This window comes from Campylobacter sp. BCW_6463, assembly GCF_001762785.1.
Taxonomy (GTDB): Bacteria; Campylobacterota; Campylobacteria; order Campylobacterales; family Campylobacteraceae; genus Campylobacter_D; species Campylobacter_D jejuni.
This window is the reverse complement of sequence record NZ_MJXL01000009.1, coordinates 75,602-93,221: the sequence shown is the minus strand read 5'-3', so window position 1 is coordinate 93,221 and position 17,620 is coordinate 75,602. Positions and strand designations below refer to the sequence as shown.

The 17,620-nt window shown below is 30.9% G+C and carries 14 protein-coding genes; 9 read left to right on the top strand and 5 right to left on the bottom strand.

Translation table 11 applies throughout. The annotated features are described in order from the left end of the window. The first annotated feature begins 4 nt into the window (after nt 1–4). The gene (locus AJ884_RS00945) at nt 5–1,168 is read left to right on the top strand and encodes an MFS transporter (RefSeq protein ID WP_070278092.1); all 1,164 of its coding nucleotides are present in this window, start codon (nt 5–7) and stop codon (nt 1,166–1,168) included. Here the strand turns inward: AJ884_RS00945 and murG are convergent. Then, nucleotides 1,139–2,167, bottom strand: a complete 1,029-nt coding sequence (gene murG / locus AJ884_RS00940) for an undecaprenyldiphospho-muramoylpentapeptide beta-N-acetylglucosaminyltransferase (protein WP_002870575.1) — start codon at nt 2,165–2,167, stop codon at nt 1,139–1,141. The genes AJ884_RS00945 and murG overlap by 30 nt on opposite strands. Then, a complete protein-coding gene (gene ftsW, locus AJ884_RS00935; protein ID WP_002870576.1) occupies nt 2,164–3,327 on the bottom strand; it encodes a putative lipid II flippase FtsW in 1,164 nt (387 codons plus the stop codon). The genes murG and ftsW overlap by 4 nt, the downstream gene beginning before the upstream one ends. Before the next feature lie 139 nt (nt 3,328–3,466). Here ftsW and AJ884_RS00930 point away from each other — a divergent pair, with 139 nt between their 5' ends. From AJ884_RS00930 to AJ884_RS00915, 4 genes are read left to right on the top strand one after another with little or no spacing between them, the layout of a single operon-like run. Further along, a complete protein-coding gene (locus AJ884_RS00930) occupies nt 3,467–4,912 on the top strand; it encodes an acetyl-CoA carboxylase subunit A (RefSeq protein WP_002856595.1) in 1,446 nt (481 codons plus the stop codon). Nucleotides 4,913–4,915: 3 nt separating this feature from the next. Further along, on the top strand, nt 4,916–5,167 hold the full coding sequence (locus AJ884_RS00925; protein ID WP_070247870.1) for a hypothetical protein: 252 nt from the start codon (nt 4,916–4,918) through the stop codon (nt 5,165–5,167). Beyond that, nucleotides 5,167–5,886, top strand: coding sequence for an arginyltransferase (locus AJ884_RS00920; protein WP_002870578.1), 720 nt, complete (start codon nt 5,167–5,169; stop codon nt 5,884–5,886). The genes AJ884_RS00925 and AJ884_RS00920 overlap by 1 nt, the downstream gene beginning before the upstream one ends. After that, a complete protein-coding gene (locus AJ884_RS00915) occupies nt 5,887–6,693 on the top strand; it encodes an adenylosuccinate lyase (RefSeq protein ID WP_002861764.1) in 807 nt (268 codons plus the stop codon). A 23-nt stretch (nt 6,694–6,716) separates the two neighbouring features. On the opposite strand, the gene cmeF is transcribed toward AJ884_RS00915, so the two are convergent. The 3 genes from cmeF to cmeD are packed head-to-tail and all read right to left on the bottom strand — an operon-like array spanning nt 6,717 to nt 11,748. Next, nucleotides 6,717–9,734, bottom strand: a complete 3,018-nt coding sequence (gene cmeF / locus AJ884_RS00910) for a multidrug efflux RND transporter permease subunit CmeF (RefSeq protein ID WP_070233086.1) — start codon at nt 9,732–9,734, stop codon at nt 6,717–6,719. Between the two features lie 2 nt (nt 9,735–9,736). Then, nucleotides 9,737–10,477, bottom strand: coding sequence for a multidrug efflux RND transporter periplasmic adaptor subunit CmeE (cmeE, locus tag AJ884_RS00905; RefSeq protein WP_002880742.1), 741 nt, complete (start codon nt 10,475–10,477; stop codon nt 9,737–9,739). Then, nucleotides 10,474–11,748 carry a multidrug efflux RND transporter outer membrane subunit CmeD gene (gene cmeD / locus AJ884_RS00900; RefSeq protein ID WP_070233088.1) on the bottom strand — a complete coding sequence of 425 codons (1,275 nt, stop codon included), beginning with the start codon at nt 11,746–11,748 and terminating at the stop codon, nt 10,474–10,476. The genes cmeE and cmeD overlap by 4 nt, the downstream gene beginning before the upstream one ends. Before the next feature lie 125 nt (nt 11,749–11,873). On the opposite strand from cmeD, the gene lepA reads away from it, so the two are divergent. The 4 genes from lepA to gyrA all read left to right on the top strand — a co-directional run bounded on the left by lepA (nt 11,874) and on the right by gyrA (nt 17,592). Next, nucleotides 11,874–13,670, top strand: coding sequence for a translation elongation factor 4 (gene lepA, locus AJ884_RS00895; RefSeq protein ID WP_002880740.1), 1,797 nt, complete (start codon nt 11,874–11,876; stop codon nt 13,668–13,670). Nucleotides 13,671–13,746: 76 nt separating this feature from the next. Beyond that, on the top strand, nt 13,747–14,391 hold the full coding sequence (mapA, locus tag AJ884_RS00890; RefSeq protein WP_002880739.1) for an outer membrane lipoprotein MapA: 645 nt from the start codon (nt 13,747–13,749) through the stop codon (nt 14,389–14,391). Then, nucleotides 14,388–14,963: a ComF family protein gene (locus tag AJ884_RS00885; protein WP_002880738.1), complete on the top strand. Its 576-nt coding sequence runs from the start codon at nt 14,388–14,390 to the stop codon at nt 14,961–14,963. Before mapA ends, AJ884_RS00885 begins: the two co-directional genes overlap by 4 nt. Nucleotides 14,964–15,003: 40 nt before the next feature. Beyond that, nucleotides 15,004–17,592 carry a DNA topoisomerase (ATP-hydrolyzing) subunit A gene (gene gyrA, locus AJ884_RS00880; protein ID WP_002880737.1) on the top strand — a complete coding sequence of 863 codons (2,589 nt, stop codon included), beginning with the start codon at nt 15,004–15,006 and terminating at the stop codon, nt 17,590–17,592. Nucleotides 17,593–17,620 lie beyond the last annotated feature (28 nt).

Here is a 17,620-nt window from a genome sequence, read left to right as displayed (position 1 = left end):
TTTTATGGCTTCTTTTAAAAAGATATTTTGGATTAATGTTATTATTGTTATTATTGTAGCTTTTAATCTTAGAGCCCCAATTACTGCAGTGGGGCCTATTATTGATATTATTAAAGATAAGTATTATTTAAACTCAACCGTAGCGGGCATACTTACAAGTCTTCCTTTGATAGCTTTTGGAAGTATTTCTTTTATTGTGGGGTATTTTTCTCCTATTCGTGCTATTGTTTTTGGAATTTTTTTAATTTTTTTAGGCGAAATTATTCGTTCTTATTTTGGTGTATATGGCTTATTTTTAGGAATGTTAGCAATGGGCTGTGGTATAGCAATTGCAAATGTTTTACTTCCTAGTTTTATTAAAGAAAAATTTCCAAAAAAAATGGCAAGTATAATGGGAATTTATAGTCTTGTTTTGAGTATTTCTTCGATTATGGGTATTGCTTTAGCTATACCTTTGCTTAGTGTATTTGATTTAGCTGGAGCTATGTTTTTCTGGGCTATTTTTTCTTTTGTAGCTTTAGTAGTTTACTATCCTCAAGCTAAAAATGGTAGATTTTTTCGCATTAAGAAAAAAGCTTATAAAAAAATCAATCTTTTTACAAATTTAACAACTTGGAAAATTACTCTTTTTATGGGATTTCAAAGTTTTTTAGCTTATTCTTTGTTTTTTTGGTATGTTCAAATTGTTGTAGAAAAAGGATTTGATAAAGAATTTTCTACAAATATGGTTCTTTTTGCTCAACTTGTTGCAGCTCCAGTGTCTCTTTTTGGCCCTTTACTTTTAGGAAAATTAAGGCAAAATTTACATACTTTTTACATAGCAAGTTTGTGTAGTATGTATGTGATCGCTTTTGCCATGCTTTTTGTTTTTGATAGCAAAATTTCTATTATCATCAGTGCTTTTATCATGGGCTTTCCATGGGGTGGGGTTTTTGGTATTGCATTGCTTTTTATCGCTCAAAAAAGTTCAAATACCCAAGTAGCAGCAAAGCTTTCTGCTTTAGCTCAAGGTTTTGGATATTTAATCGCAGCACAAGGGCAGTGGATTATAGGCTTTTTACATGATAAATTTGAGAATTTTTCACTTGCTATTTTGATGTTGATTTTTGTAGGGATTTTGGTAAATATCTTTGGATATTTATCGTATAAAAGCCAAGTTATCAGATAGTGCTTTTTCTAGTAAAATATCCCCACCATTTTTTTGTGCTATATTTTGCAATCTTGTGGAAATATCTTCTAAGTTAAGTTTTAACATTGCTTTGAAAAAATCATCAAGATTGATCGAATCTTGCGTGAAAATTTGACATAAAGCTTGATCTTGTAAAAATTTAGCATTAAAGTATTGATGATTTTTAGCTGCATGAGGATAAGGTATGAAAATAGCAGGCAAGGTGTTAGCACAAAGTTCAAAAAGGGTGCTTGCACCTGCTCTTGATATAGCTAGATCTGCATTTTTCATTTTTTCTTCCAAATTTGAACTAAAGTCAAAAACATCAGCTTGGATATTTAAGCTTTGGTAGTGTTTTTTGCATTTTTCAAAATCATTTTTTCCACATTGATGGATGATTTTGATATTTTGTTCTTGAAGCTTTGGGGCGAGATTTAAAGCTAGTTCGTTTATAAAACTAGCTCCTTGTGATCCTCCTAGGAAAATAATATTTTTTAATTCTGTGCGAGTCCTAGCATTATCAAAAAATTTATTTGCCACAGGATAAGGACTAAATTCTTTTTCAAAGGCGCTAAAAAATTTTGTAGCGAAAGGTTTTAAAAGCATGTTTAAAGAGCCACTTTTTGAATTTTGCTCGTGTATAAAAAGAGGCAAATGTGAGAATAAAGCCGCAAAAGATGCAGGAGCTGCACTATATCCACCTACACTAAAAACGGCTTGGATGTGGTATTTTTTAAAAATTTCTCTACAATCTTTGGAGAGTTTTAAGGTGTGGAGTAAAGAACTAATTTTGCCAAATTTGTTTTGATTAACCACTCCTTTAGAGCTTAAAAAAAATTTTTCCTTAAAACGTACTTCATTTTCAAACCAAGCTTTATCTTGACCATTTTGACTACCTATGTATACACATTCTATATTTTTTTTAATCGCACTTTCTAATAAGCAACGCACTATGGCCAAATGTCCTCCAGTTCCGCCACCTGTTAAAGCTATTGTCATAATTTAACCTTTTTTGAAATCATTAATACATATCCTATACCTATACAAATTGCCCACATTGAACTTCCTCCATAACTTAAAAGTGGAACAGCCACACCTTTTAGTGGAGTAAGAGAAATAATACCAAAAGCATTCATAAAAAAGGAAAAAAGTAAAAGTAAGGCTATGCCTGAACAGAAAATAAAATCTTGTTTAGCTTCGCATCTTCCTGCAATTCTAAAAATTCTTAAAATCATCCAAAGATAAATATAACAAATAACTCCAAGACCCAAAAGTCCTATTTCTTCAGTAATTCCTGAAAGAATAAAGTCAGTATGTACTTCACTTAAAAAGCCTAATTTAAAAGTTCCAAGTCCTAAGCCTTCGCCAAACATTCCTCCATGGGCTATAGCATTTAAAGAGTGCGAAATCTGATAAGGTTCGCTGTTGCTACTTACTCTTAAAGCATTTGCCAACCAATCAGGAAGCATAGGTAAAAAAGCATCTTGTATATTCCCCCACCAAGAAGCAATTCTTTGAATTCTTCTTTGATTACTAGAAATTACCATTATACCTATCATCATAATGATTAAAGTTCCAAAAGCAAAAAGTCTTTTACTAGCTCCTGCAAAAAAAGCTAAAGCTAGAATTAAAAAGAAAGAAATTATACTTTGTCCTAAATCGTTTTGAGTGATATAAATATATCCTATAACTATAGAAGCTAAGATACAATAAGGCAGAAGAATTAGAGCCTCGTGTCTGATAGCTTTTTTGCTATCATCAATACGCCTTGTATAGCTCCATGCTAAAAAATAAATCAATCCTATTTTAAAAAATTCCACAGGAGAGATAGAGAGTGGGCCTAAGCGTATCCAGCGTTTAGCTCCTCCGCTAGCTGTTGCTAGTGCAGAAGGTAAAAATGGTAAAATGATGATAAAGATAAAAGAAACAATCAAAATAGCTAAAATAATTTTTTTAGAAAGTGCTTTATCAGGATCCAAACGAGAAATAAAAAACATTATAAGTATGCCACTAATTCCAAAAAAAAGCTGACGAATAAAAAAATGAAACTCGCTATAGTCAAGAAAAAGAACAGTAAAAGCTGTAAGAGAGTATGAAAATACTATTCCTATGGTGATTAAAATACAACTTAAATAAAATAATCTTTTATCAGCAACCATTATAATTATAACTTTTCTTTATTGGAATTAAAATTTTAAAAAGTTTTATTATAACTAAAATAAATTAAATTTTTTGCTAAGTTTTTGTAAGGAAAATTTGCTAAAATTAACAATAAAAATATAACAAAAAAGGCAAATTATGAATCAAATCCATAAAATTCTCATAGCAAATAGAGCTGAAATAGCTGTTAGAGTAATCCGTGCTTGTAGAGATTTACATATTAAAAGTGTTGCAGTTTTTACAGAGCCTGATCGTGAATGTTTGCATGTAAAAATCGCAGATGAGGCATATCGCATAGGAACGGATGCTATAAGAGGATATTTAGATGTTGCTCGTATTGTCGAGATTGCTAAGGCTTGTGGTGCTGATGCGATCCATCCTGGTTATGGATTTTTAAGTGAGAATTACGAATTTGCTAAGGCTTGTGAAGATGCTGGAATTATTTTTATAGGTCCAAAATCTGAAGTAATTCATAAGATGGGAAATAAGAATATCGCTCGTAAGTTAATGGCTAAAAATGGTATACCTATTGTTCCAGGGACTGAAAAATTAAATTCCTATAGCATGGAAGAAATTAAAATTTTTGCTGAGAAGATTGGTTATCCTGTTATTTTAAAAGCTTCAGGTGGTGGAGGTGGACGCGGAATTCGCGTTGTTCATAAAGAACAAGATCTTGAAAATGCTTTTGAATCTTGCAAAAGAGAAGCTTTAACATACTTTAATAATGATGAAGTATTTATGGAAAAATATGTAGTTAATCCTAGGCATATAGAATTTCAAATTTTAGGAGATAACTACGGAAATATTATCCATCTTTGTGAAAGGGATTGCTCTATCCAAAGAAGACATCAAAAGGTAATTGAGATAGCACCTTGCCCTGGAATTTCAGATAATCTTAGAAAAACCATGGGTGTTACAGCTGTGGCAGCTGCTAAGGCTGTAGGTTATACAAATGCTGGAACTATAGAGTTTTTGCTTGATGATTATAATCGCTTTTATTTTATGGAAATGAATACAAGAATTCAAGTTGAACATCCAATTACTGAAGAAATTACAGGTATTGACCTTATTGTAAGACAAATTCGTATTGCAGCAGGAGAAATTTTGGACTTAGAACAAAGCGATATTAAACCTAGGGGTTTTGCTATTGAAGCTAGAATTACTGCTGAAAATGTATGGAAAAATTTTATTCCAAGTCCTGGAAAAATAGGAGAATACTACCCAGCTCTTGGACCATCTGTTAGGGTTGATAGTCATATTTATAAAGACTATACTGTGCCGCCTTATTATGATTCCATGCTTGCAAAGCTTATTATTAAAGCAACCAGTTATGATTTAGCGGTTAATAAACTTGAGCGTGCTTTGAAGGAATTTGTGATTGATGATATTAGAACAACGATACCATTTTTAATTGCCATTACAAAAACAAGAGAATTTAGAAGAGGGTATTTAGACACCTCTTTCATAGAAACACATATGCAAGAATTATTAGAAAAAACAGAAGATCGTCATCAAGAAAACAAAGAAGAAGTTATAGCTGCAATAGCTGCTACGCTTAAAAAAATACGAGAAAGTAGAGAATAATAGATGGATTTTTTAGACAGTCTTAAAAGTATTAAAAAAGAAATGCAAGCTAACGCCAATACTCCAAAATTAGCGAAGAAATCAAGCAAGAGTGGTGCAAGTGTAAAAAATTTAGAAAAACTAGCTAAAGATATTCGCGAAAAAAATCAAGAAGCAAACATAGATAAGGAAATGCAAGAAATTTTCTTAAAGCAAGAAAAACTACAGGATGAATTTTCCGGATTTATCAAAAATGCAGATATTAAGAAAATTTAATGCTTGAGATTGGTTTTTGTACTCTTGAAGATCAGTGTCCTTACTTAAAAGATAAACGCTCAAGAATAGAGTATAAATACATTGAAAATTGCCCTAAAGAAATCAATAATGGGCTAATAAAACGAGGTTGGCGTCGTTTTGGTAGGTATTTTTCACGCCCTATTTGTAAAGATTGTGATGAATGTTTAAGTCTTAGAATTTTAGTTAATGAATATAATTTTTCAAAAAGTGAAAGAAGGGTTATAAATAAAAATATTAACACCAAAGTTATGCTTAGAACACCCAATTTAAGCAATGAACATTTGTTTTTATATGATAAATACCATCGTTTTATGGAAGAAAAAAAGAACTGGAAGCGTTATGATTTAAGCTTTAAGCAGTATTATAATCTTTATGTCGATGGTTTTATGAATTTTGGATATGAGCTTGCATTTTATATAGAAGATAAGCTCGTTTGTGTTGATTTGATTGATATTTTAGAGGATGGAATTTCAAGCATTTATTGTTTTTATGATCCTGATTTTTCGTATTTTTCTTTGGGTAAATTTTCTTTGCTCAATGAAATACAAATAGCTAAAAAAATGAACTTAGATTATATTTATCTTGGGTATTTTGTAAAAAAGTGTCAATCTTTATCTTATAAAGCCGATTATACACCCAATGAAATTTTAAAAGGCACTAAAGAGCTTTTTGAAAATGAGGTTTTATGGGAGAAATAGATGCAAATCGTGCAAACTTTAGAAACTATCAATGTTAATACAGATGATATTAGCGTATTTCAGTATTTTAAAGACTTGATTACCAAAAATTTCACAAAGGTCATAGGACGAAAAAATAAAATTTTTTCTTTTTTTGAAGAAAATGAAATTCCACAGCGTCGTTATTTCTTAAAAGTTTTAGATCAAAAATATCGCAAAAGTACAAATGAAGGTATAGAGAATTTACAAGATGCTCATTTTAAAACTTTTAGATTAAATTTTGAGCAAAATAATATGCTTAAGCCTATGTTGTTTATCAAGATTGATTTTGCTGCGGGTAGAATTTTGATGAAGTTAAGCTCTAATGAAAAATTATTTGTTACCTATATAAGAAATTATTTTCAAGATCATAATATAGAATATAATGAAATGACAAATATTCTAATTTTAGAATATAAAAACGAGAATACTCTTGAACTTTTTGAAGCTTTTGCAGATGAGAGCGAGCATTTAAAATATTGCGTGAATTTTGAAGTTGACCGAGAAGAGTATAAAAAATTTCGCCAAAATATTCACAATAAAGAAAATATGAAATGGAAATTTAATGCTTTAGCTAAGCTTTTTAGTAATTATTTTAATACTTTAGAATGTACTCCGCAAAATGATCTTAGTGAAATCAGACAAAAATATTTGATTTTGGTAAAACTTTATCATCCTGATTTTCATCAAGGAAAAAGTGCAATAGAAAAAGCTTACGCAAGAGAACAGTTTGAAAAAATACAAATCGCCTATGATAACTTAAAAGCACTTTATAAGAATAATACTTAAAAAAATTAAATTAATCATTTTGGTTAATTTAATTTTTCTCTCTCATAAATTTTTCTTAATTTGTTATCTAGTTTAAAACAAAATTTAAAAAGTGCAGGTACTACGAGTAAGGTAAGCAAAGTCGAACTTATAAGCCCAAAGATAATGGCTATTGCCATAGGAGAATTAGCTTCATAGCCCGCACCCCTTGAAAGAGCGAGTGGGAGCATAGCAAAAATCATAGCAAAAGTTGTCATCAATATAGCCCTTAAGCGTGATTTTCCAGCGATTAAAAGAGCTTTATCGGGATCTAAACCTTCATGACATTTTTTATTAGCTACATCCACAAGCAAAATAGCATTTTTCCCCACCATACCAAAAAGTAAGATGATGGCAATAAGTACAAAAAGCGAAAAATTATGCCCCGTGATAAAAAGCCCTATAGAAGCTCCGCCAAAGGCTAAAGGCATGGTTATCATGATGATTAAAGGCAGAATAAAACTTTCATAAAGTGCGGCTAAAACAAGATAAATTAAAACAAAAGCAAGTACTACTGCCATAGCAAAACCTTGCACGGTTTCACCTAAAAGATTGATAAAGCCTGAAAAAGCATAGCTAAGACTTGCATTATTATTTAAAATTTTATCCATATTATCTAGTAAAAGTTTTTGCACCGCTCCTAAGGAAAGATCATTTACTCCAGCTGTGATTTTCACAGAGCGGTTTTTATTGTAACGATTGATAGTTTTTAAATCCTTACTGTATATAAAATCCACCACGCTTGAAAGTTCTAAATTTACACCTTGGTTGTTTTTAATACTAATGCGTTTTAAAGCTTCTATGTCTTTTTTAAATTCTGGAGCAAAACTTAGGATAATATCATCTTTTGAATTGCCTCTATCCATACTTCCTACGCTAAGTTGCGAAAAAGAATACCCTAAAACCCCAGCGATATATTCAGGATTGACATCTAAAAGTTTAGCTTTTTCTTTGTTGATGTGTAAGGCTACTTCATCTTTTGTAGCATTAGCATTGTCGCTTATATCTACAATGCGTGCATTAGTGCCTAAAATTTCTTTTGCTCGAGAAGCAGCTTCTTTTAGAGTGTTTAAATCATCTCCTAAGATTAAAAACTGCACGGGATCATCAATGCCTGCACCCTCTATCTTTGGAAGTTCTAAAATTTTGATTTTTAAACTTTCATCTTGAAATTTTTGACGATATAAACTTACTATAGCACTTTGTCTTAAATTTCTTTCGTCTAAATTTTTAAGTTTAACATAAATTTTAGCCTTTGTAGCATCTTTGGCATCATCATAGCCTACAAGTAAAAAAGCGTATTTGACATTGCTATCATTTTTGATTTTTTCAAGCAAATTTAAACTTTTTTCTTTCATGGCTTCTAAACTTAAATCCTTTTTGCTTTCAAGTAAAACTTGAATTTCGCTATCATCTTCCATAGGTAAAAAATCAAGTCCTATACGGGTAGCTAAAGCAAAAGAAAGCCCTACAAAAACAAGAGTGGCTAGGATAAATTTTGCTTTATTTTGTAAAATTTTATAGAGTAAATTTTCATACTTTTGCTCTATTTTTTCAAAAAAAACTTCTGTTTTTTCATAAAACTTACTTTCTTTTGGATTTAAAAATCTTGCTCCAATACTAGGTATTAAAAATACAGAAACCAAAAAGCTTATCACTATCCCACTTGCAACGCTTATGCCTAAGGCATTGAAAAAAAGCCCTGGTATAGAGTTCATATAAGAAATAGGGATAAAAACACAAAGTAAAACTATACTGATGCTTAAAACGCTAAAACCTATTTCGTTGATACCTAAAAAAGCAGCTTGTAAAGGCGGATAAGTTTTTAGTTTTTTAGCAATATTTTCAATCACTACTATAGCATCATCGATAAAAATTCCTATGCTTAAGGTTAAAGCTATGAAAGTTAAGCGGTTTAAATCATAGCCTAAAAGATCGATAATAAAAAAAGTTGAAATGATAGAAGTAGGTATAGCTATGCAAGCAATGAGAGTTGCACTTAAATTTCTTAAAAATAAAAATACAATTACAAGGGTTAGAAAAATCCCCAAAACCATATCAAAAATCACTTGAGAAAGATGCTTGTGGATATTTAAGCTTTTATCGTAAAGCACATTAATGCTTATATCTTTTGGAATTTGTTTTTCTAAAATAGGCAAGGCATTTTTGACATTTTTAATCATTTCAAGGGTGTTATAATTTGTGATTTTTCCGAGTTCTAAAAGCACCCCTTCTTTACCTTCGTATAAAGCACTTTGTTTTTCATCTTCATAAAGGCTTGAAATATTAGCAATATCGCTTAAAAATACTCCTGTTTTTATGCGAAGATTGCTAAGTTCTTCTAAATTTGTGGCTTCAAAATAGCCTTTGATGATATAGTTATCTCGATTGTTATTAAGTTCGCCTAGGGCTTGTTTAAAATTTTGACTTTTGATGATATTTGCTACATCAAGGGCGTTAAGATTGTATTTTCTAAGTTCATTTGGTTTTAATTCTATGCGAATTTGGGGTTCTAAAAAACCCTTAGCTTCGATTTTACCTACTCCTTTAACTCTTTGCAAAAAAGGTTTTATTTTATCATTGATTTCGCGCATGAGTTGTAATTTATCTTTAGAATATAAAAAAAGCGAAATAGCAGAACCAGAATCTGAGCTGATTTTTTCAATTTCAGGCTTAGAAGGTAGGCTTAAAGTTCCTATTTTATCACGCACATCATTAGCAGCTACTTCAAGATTTTTACCTAGTTTAAACTCGACTACACTCACACTAAAATTATCATACGCAGCTGAGGTTATGGTCTTTACTCCATCAATCTCACTTAGAGCATTTTCTATTTCTTTAGTGATTTTTGATTCTACGAAATTTAAATCCCCATTTACCTTGCTTGTAATCTTTATAAGAGGTATGGAAACATTAGGAAATAAATTTACACTCATGCTAAAAGCAGAGATTAGCCCAAAAATCATAAGAGCTAAGAAAAACATTAGCACAGTAATTGGTCGGTTTATAGCTAGTTTAAACATTTTTAATCTTTAGTGATGATTCTACCTTCGCCAAAAAGCCCTGGTGTTAAATTTGTAGTTTGCACTTCAGCATAAATTTTTCTTGTTTTTACTTCTATACTTGGATAGATAAGGCTGATTTTTCCTTTCAATTCTGCACCATTTTGATCGATTTTGTAAAAGAAATCATCGCCTAATTTAACTTTATCTTTGTATTTTTCATCAAAACTTAAAATCAGTTTGCTTTGTGGATAGGAAAAAATTTCTATTAAAGGTTGAGCTACTCCTCCTACTCCTTCACCCACTTGTATAAATTTATTTGCGATAATAGCATCATAAGGTGCGCGCAATTCTTTTTTTGTCATGATATTTTTATAATAAGCTATATTGATTTTTGCTTTGTTTAAATTTAAATTAGCTGCATCAAACTTAGCTTTCATATCTTCATAGCTTTGTTTGTCTATAACATTTTCTACAGCTTTGATTTTTTGCATTTTGCTTTTGGTATTTTCGTATTCTACAAGAGCAAGTTGATAAGAATTTTGGGCATTTTGAAGAGCTATTTTTTCACTTTCTTGATCAAGAGCAAGTAAAAGTTCTCCTTTGCTGACTTTTTGTCCAATTTCTACAGGAATTTTTTGAACTAAACCTATGCTTTCAAGGGCAAGTTTACTTTGTTTTGATGCTTCTACATTGAAACTTGCATAAATTTCTTCGCCAAAGGCGCAATTAAAAGCAAGAAGTAAAAATAGAATTTTTTTCATTCTTTAACCTTTGAATTAAGATCTATACCTGCATTAAAATAATAATTTGCTTTAGTAATTTCAAATTCATTTTTAGCAAGCTCTAAATCGCTTTGTGCTTTAAATTTAGCCTCTAAAGCTTGAAGATATTCCACATAAGAAACAAGTCCTGCTTGGTATTTTTTATCTACACTTTCAAAAGCTAAATTTGCAGCATTTAAGCTAAGATTAAGAGCTAAAATTTGTTCTTGTAAAACTTTTAAACTTTTGTCTAAATAATTTAATTCTTCTTTATTTTTTCTCTCACTAAACCTTGCGTTTGCATTGGCTATTTGAACGTTTAAACGCTCTTTTTCAACTTCTTTAGCCCTTGCATTGAAATCAAAAATTTTCCATTCCATACCTAAAATAAACTGATTACCTTGAGAATATTTTTCTAAGAATTGATCCGCTAAATTTGCAAAAGGAGCCGGAACTTTTGGATTATAATTGTTTTTATAAAAGTTAAAATTATCTTGAATATAAAATTTTGGAAAATATTCAGCTTTTGCTAAATTTACACTTTCTTTAGCAAGATTGATTTGTTCTTTAGCTATCATTACTTCATAGTTTTGACTTTTTTCTTGTTGCGGATTTTCTAAAAAAGCATTCCCTTGCACTTTAAAATCTGTATCGCTTAAAATTTTAATCTCTTTTTGTATATTGGCAAGTTTTAATTCATTTTGACTGAGCTCTAATAAGCTTAAATGATATTTGGCTTTAATGCTTTCAAGTTCATGTTTAGGGCTAAGTCCTGCATCGTAAAATTTTTGCAATCTTTCAAAAGTTGATTTTAAAAAAGCTACTTTTTGTTGATTGGCTAGTAAAATTTTTTCAAGACTTAGGGTGTTAAAATAAAGTGTGATTGCATTTAAGGCAAGGTAATTTTTGCTTTGTTCTTTGTCTAAAAGGCTTAATTTTTCTTTGCTTTCTAAAGCCCTTAAATTGGCCTCTCTAGAACCCCCATCAAAAAGCAAAAAATTAAGAGAAACTTTAGCAAATAAACTTTCTTGTGGATCGATAATGAAGCGATCTTTATTGTTGGCTACATAAGCTGAGTTTAGACCAAGAGAGGGTAGGTAATTTCTAAAAGCTTGTTCTTTGTCCAAATTTGCTTGTTCGCTTTGCATTTGTTTAATGAGATAGGATTCGTTATTTTGACTTAGTGCTATAAATTCGTGCAAATTAGAAGCTAACATTGCTAAGGGATAAAGAGCTAAAAACATAGCTGATTTTAAATATTTTTCAAACATTTGATATTTTAGTATGCTTTATATAAATTTCAATTGAAGTTTTTTATATAAAATAAAATTTATTTGTTTTAAACATAAATTTTGTTAAAATCCTAGCTTTAAAATTTTATATTTAGGATGAAATTTTGTCGGTAAAAAATATTAGAAATTTTTCTATTATAGCTCATATAGATCATGGAAAATCTACTCTTGCAGATAGGATTATTAGCGAGTGTGGTGCTATTAGTGATAGGCAGATGAGTTCACAAGTTATGGATACTATGGATATAGAAAAAGAGCGTGGTATCACTATAAAAGCACAATCGGTGCGTTTAAATTATAAATTTAATAACGAAAATTTTGTTTTAAATCTTATTGATACTCCTGGCCATGTGGATTTTTCTTATGAAGTGAGTCGTTCTTTGGCAAGTTGTGAAGGGGCTTTACTTGTAGTAGATGCTTCTCAAGGTGTTGAAGCACAGACTATAGCTAATGTTTATATAGCGCTTGAAAATAATCTTGAAATCATTCCTGTGATTAATAAAATCGATTTGCCTAATGCTGATATTGAAAAAGTCAAGCATGAAATCGAGCATATTATAGGTATAGATTGTAAAGACGCCATTTGCGTGAGTGCAAAAACAGGAGTGGGTATAAAAGAGCTTATAGAAACAATTATTACTAAAATCCCTGCACCAAAAACAGATGATGAAGCTCCTACTAAGGCTTTAATTTATGATTCTTGGTTTGATAATTATTTGGGTGCTTTGGCTTTAGTTAGGATTTATGAAGGAAGTATTGCTAAAAATGATGAAGTTTTAGTCATGAGTACGGATAAAAAACATATAGTTCAAGATCTTTTTTATCCTCATCCTTTAAGCCCAATTAAAACTCAATCTTTACAATCAGGTGAAGTAGGCGTGGTGGTTTTAGGGCTTAAAACTGTAGGTGATGTACAAGTAGGCGATACTATTACTTTAGTAAAAAACAAGGCTAAAGAAGCCATAGGCGGTTTTGAAAAGGCTAAAGCTTTTGTCTTTGCAGGACTTTATCCTATAGAAACGGATAAATTTGAAGATTTAAGAGATGCTTTAGATAAGCTAAAACTTAACGATAGTTCTATTACCTATGAGCCTGAAACTTCTTTGGCTTTAGGCTTTGGTTTTAGGGTAGGGTTTTTAGGACTTTTACACATGGAAGTGATCAAAGAAAGACTTGAAAGAGAATTTAATCTTGATTTAATTGCTACAGCTCCAACTGTGACTTATGAAATTTATCAAACCGATGGAGAACTTGTTAAAATTCAAAATCCTAGCGAGCTTCCTCCTGTTAATAAAATCGATCATATAAAAGAGCCTTATGTTAAAGCCACTATCATTACTCCAAGTGAATTTTTAGGGAATTTAATCACTCTTTTAAATCGCAAAAGAGGAGTGCAGGTTAAAATGGACTATATCACACCTGAGCGTGTTTTGCTAGAATATGATGTACCTTTAAATGAGATTGTGATGGATTTTTATGATAAATTAAAGTCCTTAACAAAAGGCTATGCGAGTTTTGATTATGAACCTATAGAATTTAGAGTAGGGGATTTGGTAAAACTTGATATTAAAGTGGCGGGTGAAAATGTTGATGCGCTAAGCATTATCGTGCCTAATGAGAAAGCACAAGGTAAAGGAAGAGAGCTTGTTAGCGCTATGAAAGAAATAGTTCCTAGACAGCTTTTTGAAGTGGCCATTCAAGCAAGTATTGGAAATAAAATCATCGCAAGGGAGACTGTTAAATCCATGGGTAAAAATGTGACAGCAAAATGCTATGGTGGGGATATTACTAGAAAAAGAAAGCTTTTAGAAAAGCAAAAAGAAGGTAAAAAAAGAATGAAAGCTATAGGTAAGGTAAATTTACCTCAAGAAGCTTTTTTGAGTGTTTTAAAGATAGATTGATGATAAATTTAAAACTTGGCTTGAAATTTGCTTGTATTTTTAATACAATTTTAAAATAATTTTCTAAGGAGAAAAAATGTTTAAAAAATTTTTGATTTTTATAGCGCCTATTTTATTTTTGAGTGCTTGTGCAACTAAACAAGATACTTTTGCTCAAGTTAATCAAATTTCTAGAAATTCTCAATGCAGTTCTTGCGAAAGTCCTGATGGCTTTGAAGCAAAGATTAAAGGACTTTTATACATTAGCGATGTTGGAATTCAATGTTGTGCCAATAAACGCACTTTAGACACTGGTATTGCTTTAAAAAAGGTTTATTTGCATAGATTTTATGATTTAAAAGAAGGACAAAAAGTTTTAAATGCTAAAGGGAAAAAGTTATTTGTTGATGTGAATTTTAATGCGGTATTTTATACTTATTTAAAACAAGAACTTGAAGCTAGAGGAATAGTTGTGCTTGACAATAACGATCAAAATTCACCTTATGTGAGTAAGATTGATTTAGAATTTATATCTTATGGAGCAACTCAAGATACTACAGGATTACATTCAAAACTAGTAGGAGTTTTACAAGTTAGCGATATAAACAAAAATAAGAAATTTACAATCCGCACCAAGCAAGATGTACAAGGTTTCGATGATCTAAAAGAAACAACTTTTTATACTCATTTGTTAATAAAACAAATGGCAAATAAAGCAGCTAGTTTAATCTCTGAACTTTGAGGTGTATAAATTGCGGAGCTTTTGCTCTGCTTTGCTTTTGTGATTTATGTGAGCTAGAGCTTTCTGAATTTTCCTTAAATGTAAGAAAGCTTGATAATAATTTCAAAGTCTATTCTTTTTATAAATACCATGAGATACAACACTTGCTTCACTCTAAACATTATTTTTATGGTTATTTCGTTTATAAAATGCTTGCTAAATTAAGTTTTGCAAAATTTAAAGATTTTTTTGATCCTAGAATGACAATTAATGTTATAGCTTTAGATGATAAGGTTGAAGATATGCTTTATTCACATTCTGCTATTTTAGCTAGATATCTTAAAACAAAATTTGTAAAACCTGTTTTTAATATTTTAAAAGCACAAAATCATATTAAATATTCTGGAAAAAGTTTAGAATTTCGTCAAAAACATAAAAGAAATTACAAACTCTTAAAAACCATTCACGAACCTGTAATTTTAGTAGATGATATTGTAACGACTGGTTCTAGCCTTTTGGAAGCTAAAAAAGTTTTAGAAGAAAATAAAATTTCTGTACTTTTTGCTCTTGTTTTAGCTGATGCAAAAGTTTAATATGCTATAATCAAAACTTTGAACTAATAGAAGGATTTTTATGGAGAATATTTTTAGCAAAGATTCTGATATTGAACTTGTAGATATAGAAAATTCTATAAAAAGTAGTTATTTAGACTATTCTATGAGTGTTATTATAGGTCGTGCTTTGCCTGACGCAAGAGATGGTTTAAAGCCTGTTCATAGAAGAATTTTATATGCTATGCAAAATGACGAGGCAAAAAGTAGGACAGATTTTGTCAAATCAGCCCGTATAGTGGGTGCTGTTATAGGTCGTTATCACCCACATGGAGATACAGCAGTTTATGATGCTTTGGTTAGAATGGCTCAAGATTTTTCTATGAGATATCCAAGTATTACAGGACAAGGCAACTTTGGATCTATAGATGGCGATAGCGCTGCTGCGATGCGTTATACTGAAGCAAAAATGAGCAAACTTTCTCATGAACTTTTAAAAGATATAGATAAAGATACGGTCGATTTTGTTCCAAATTATGATGGTTCAGAAAGTGAACCTGATGTTTTACCTTCTAGGGTTCCAAATTTATTACTAAATGGTTCAAGTGGTATAGCTGTAGGTATGGCGACAAACATCCCACCTCATAGTTTAAATGAGTTGATAGATGGAATTTTATATTTGCTTGATAATAAAGATGCAAGCTTAGAAGAGATTATGCAGTTTATCAAAGGTCCAGATTTTCCAACAGGTGGAATAATTTATGGTAAAAAAGGTATTATAGAAGCTTATCGCACAGGGCGTGGTCGCGTGAAAGTGCGCGCTAAAACTCATATTGAAAAAAAGACAAATAAAGATGTTATTGTTATAGATGAGCTTCCTTATCAAACCAATAAAGCTAGACTTATAGAGCAGATTGCAGAGCTTGTTAAAGAAAAGCAAATTGAAGGAATATCTGAAGTAAGAGATGAGAGTAATAAAGAAGGAATCCGCGTTGTTATAGAGCTTAAACGTGAGGCTATGAGTGAAATTGTTTTAAATAATCTATTTAAATCTACCACTATGGAAAGTACTTTTGGTGTGATTATGTTGGCAATTCACAATAAAGAACCTAAAATTTTCTCTTTGTTAGAACTTTTAAATCTTTTCTTAACCCATAGAAAAACAGTTATTATTAGAAGAACGATTTTTGAACTTCAAAAGGCAAGAGCAAGAGCTCATATTTTAGAAGGTCTTAAAATTGCACTTGATAATATAGATGAAGTGATTGCTTTAATTAAAAACAGTTCTGATAATAATACCGCAAGAGATTCTTTGGTAGCTAAATTTGGTCTTAGTGAGCTTCAAGCCAATGCTATTTTAGATATGAAACTGGGTCGTTTAACAGGACTTGAAAGAGAAAAAATCGAAAATGAACTTGCAGAATTAATGAAAGAAATTGCAAGACTTGAAGAAATTTTAAAAAGTGAAACCTTGCTTGAAAATTTAATTCGCGATGAATTAAAAGAAATTAGAAGTAAATTTGATGTGCCACGTATTACTCAAATTGAAGATGATTATGATGATATTGATATTGAAGATTTGATTCCTAATGAAAATATGGTTGTAACTATTACGCATCGCGGTTATATTAAGCGTGTGCCTAGTAAACAATATGAAAAGCAAAAACGAGGCGGAAAAGGAAAATTAGCAGTTACGACTTATGATGATGATTTTATAGAAAGTTTCTTTACGGCAAATACACATGATACGCTTATGTTTGTAACAGATCGTGGACAGCTTTATTGGCTTAAAGTTTATAAAATTCCTGAAGGCTCAAGAACGGCTAAAGGAAAAGCAGTGGTAAATCTTATCAATTTACAAGCTGAAGAAAAAATCATGGCTATTATTCCAACCACGGATTTTGATGAGAGTAAATCTTTATGTTTCTTTACTAAAAATGGTATTGTAAAGCGTACAAATTTGAGTGAATATCAAAATATCAGAAGTGTAGGAGTTAGAGCGATCAACTTGGATGAAAATGATGAGTTGGTAACTGCTATTATTGTTCAAAGAGATGAAAATGAAATTTTTACCAGTGGTGGTGAAGAAAATTTAGAAAATCAAGAAATTGAAAATTTAGATGATGAAAATTTTGAAAATGAAGAAAGTATAAACACACAAGGTAAAATGCTCTTTGCAGTAACCAAAAAAGGTATGTGTATCAAATTCCCACTTGCCAAAGTGCGTGAAATCGGCCGTGTAAGTCGTGGGGTGACGGCTATTAAGTTTAAAGAGAAAAATGACGAATTAGTAGGTGCAGTTGTTGTAGAAAATGATGAGCAAGAAATTTTAAGCATAAGCGCAAAAGGTATAGGAAAACGCACCAATGCTGGAGAATATAGATTACAAAGCAGAGGTGGTAAGGGTGTAATTTGCATGAAACTTACAGAAAAAACTAAAGATCTTATTAGCGTAGTTATAGTAGATGAAACTATGGATTTGATGGCTCTTACAAGTTCAGGCAAGATGATACGTGTTGATATGCAAAGTATTAGAAAAGCAGGGCGTAACACAAGTGGCGTCATCGTTGTTAACGTGGAAAATGACGAGGTGGTTAGCATCGCTAAGTGTCCTAAAGAGGAAAATGATGAGGATGAGTTAAGCGATGAAAACTTTGGTTTAGATTTGTAATAAGTTTAAAGTTGGAACGCTTATTGCT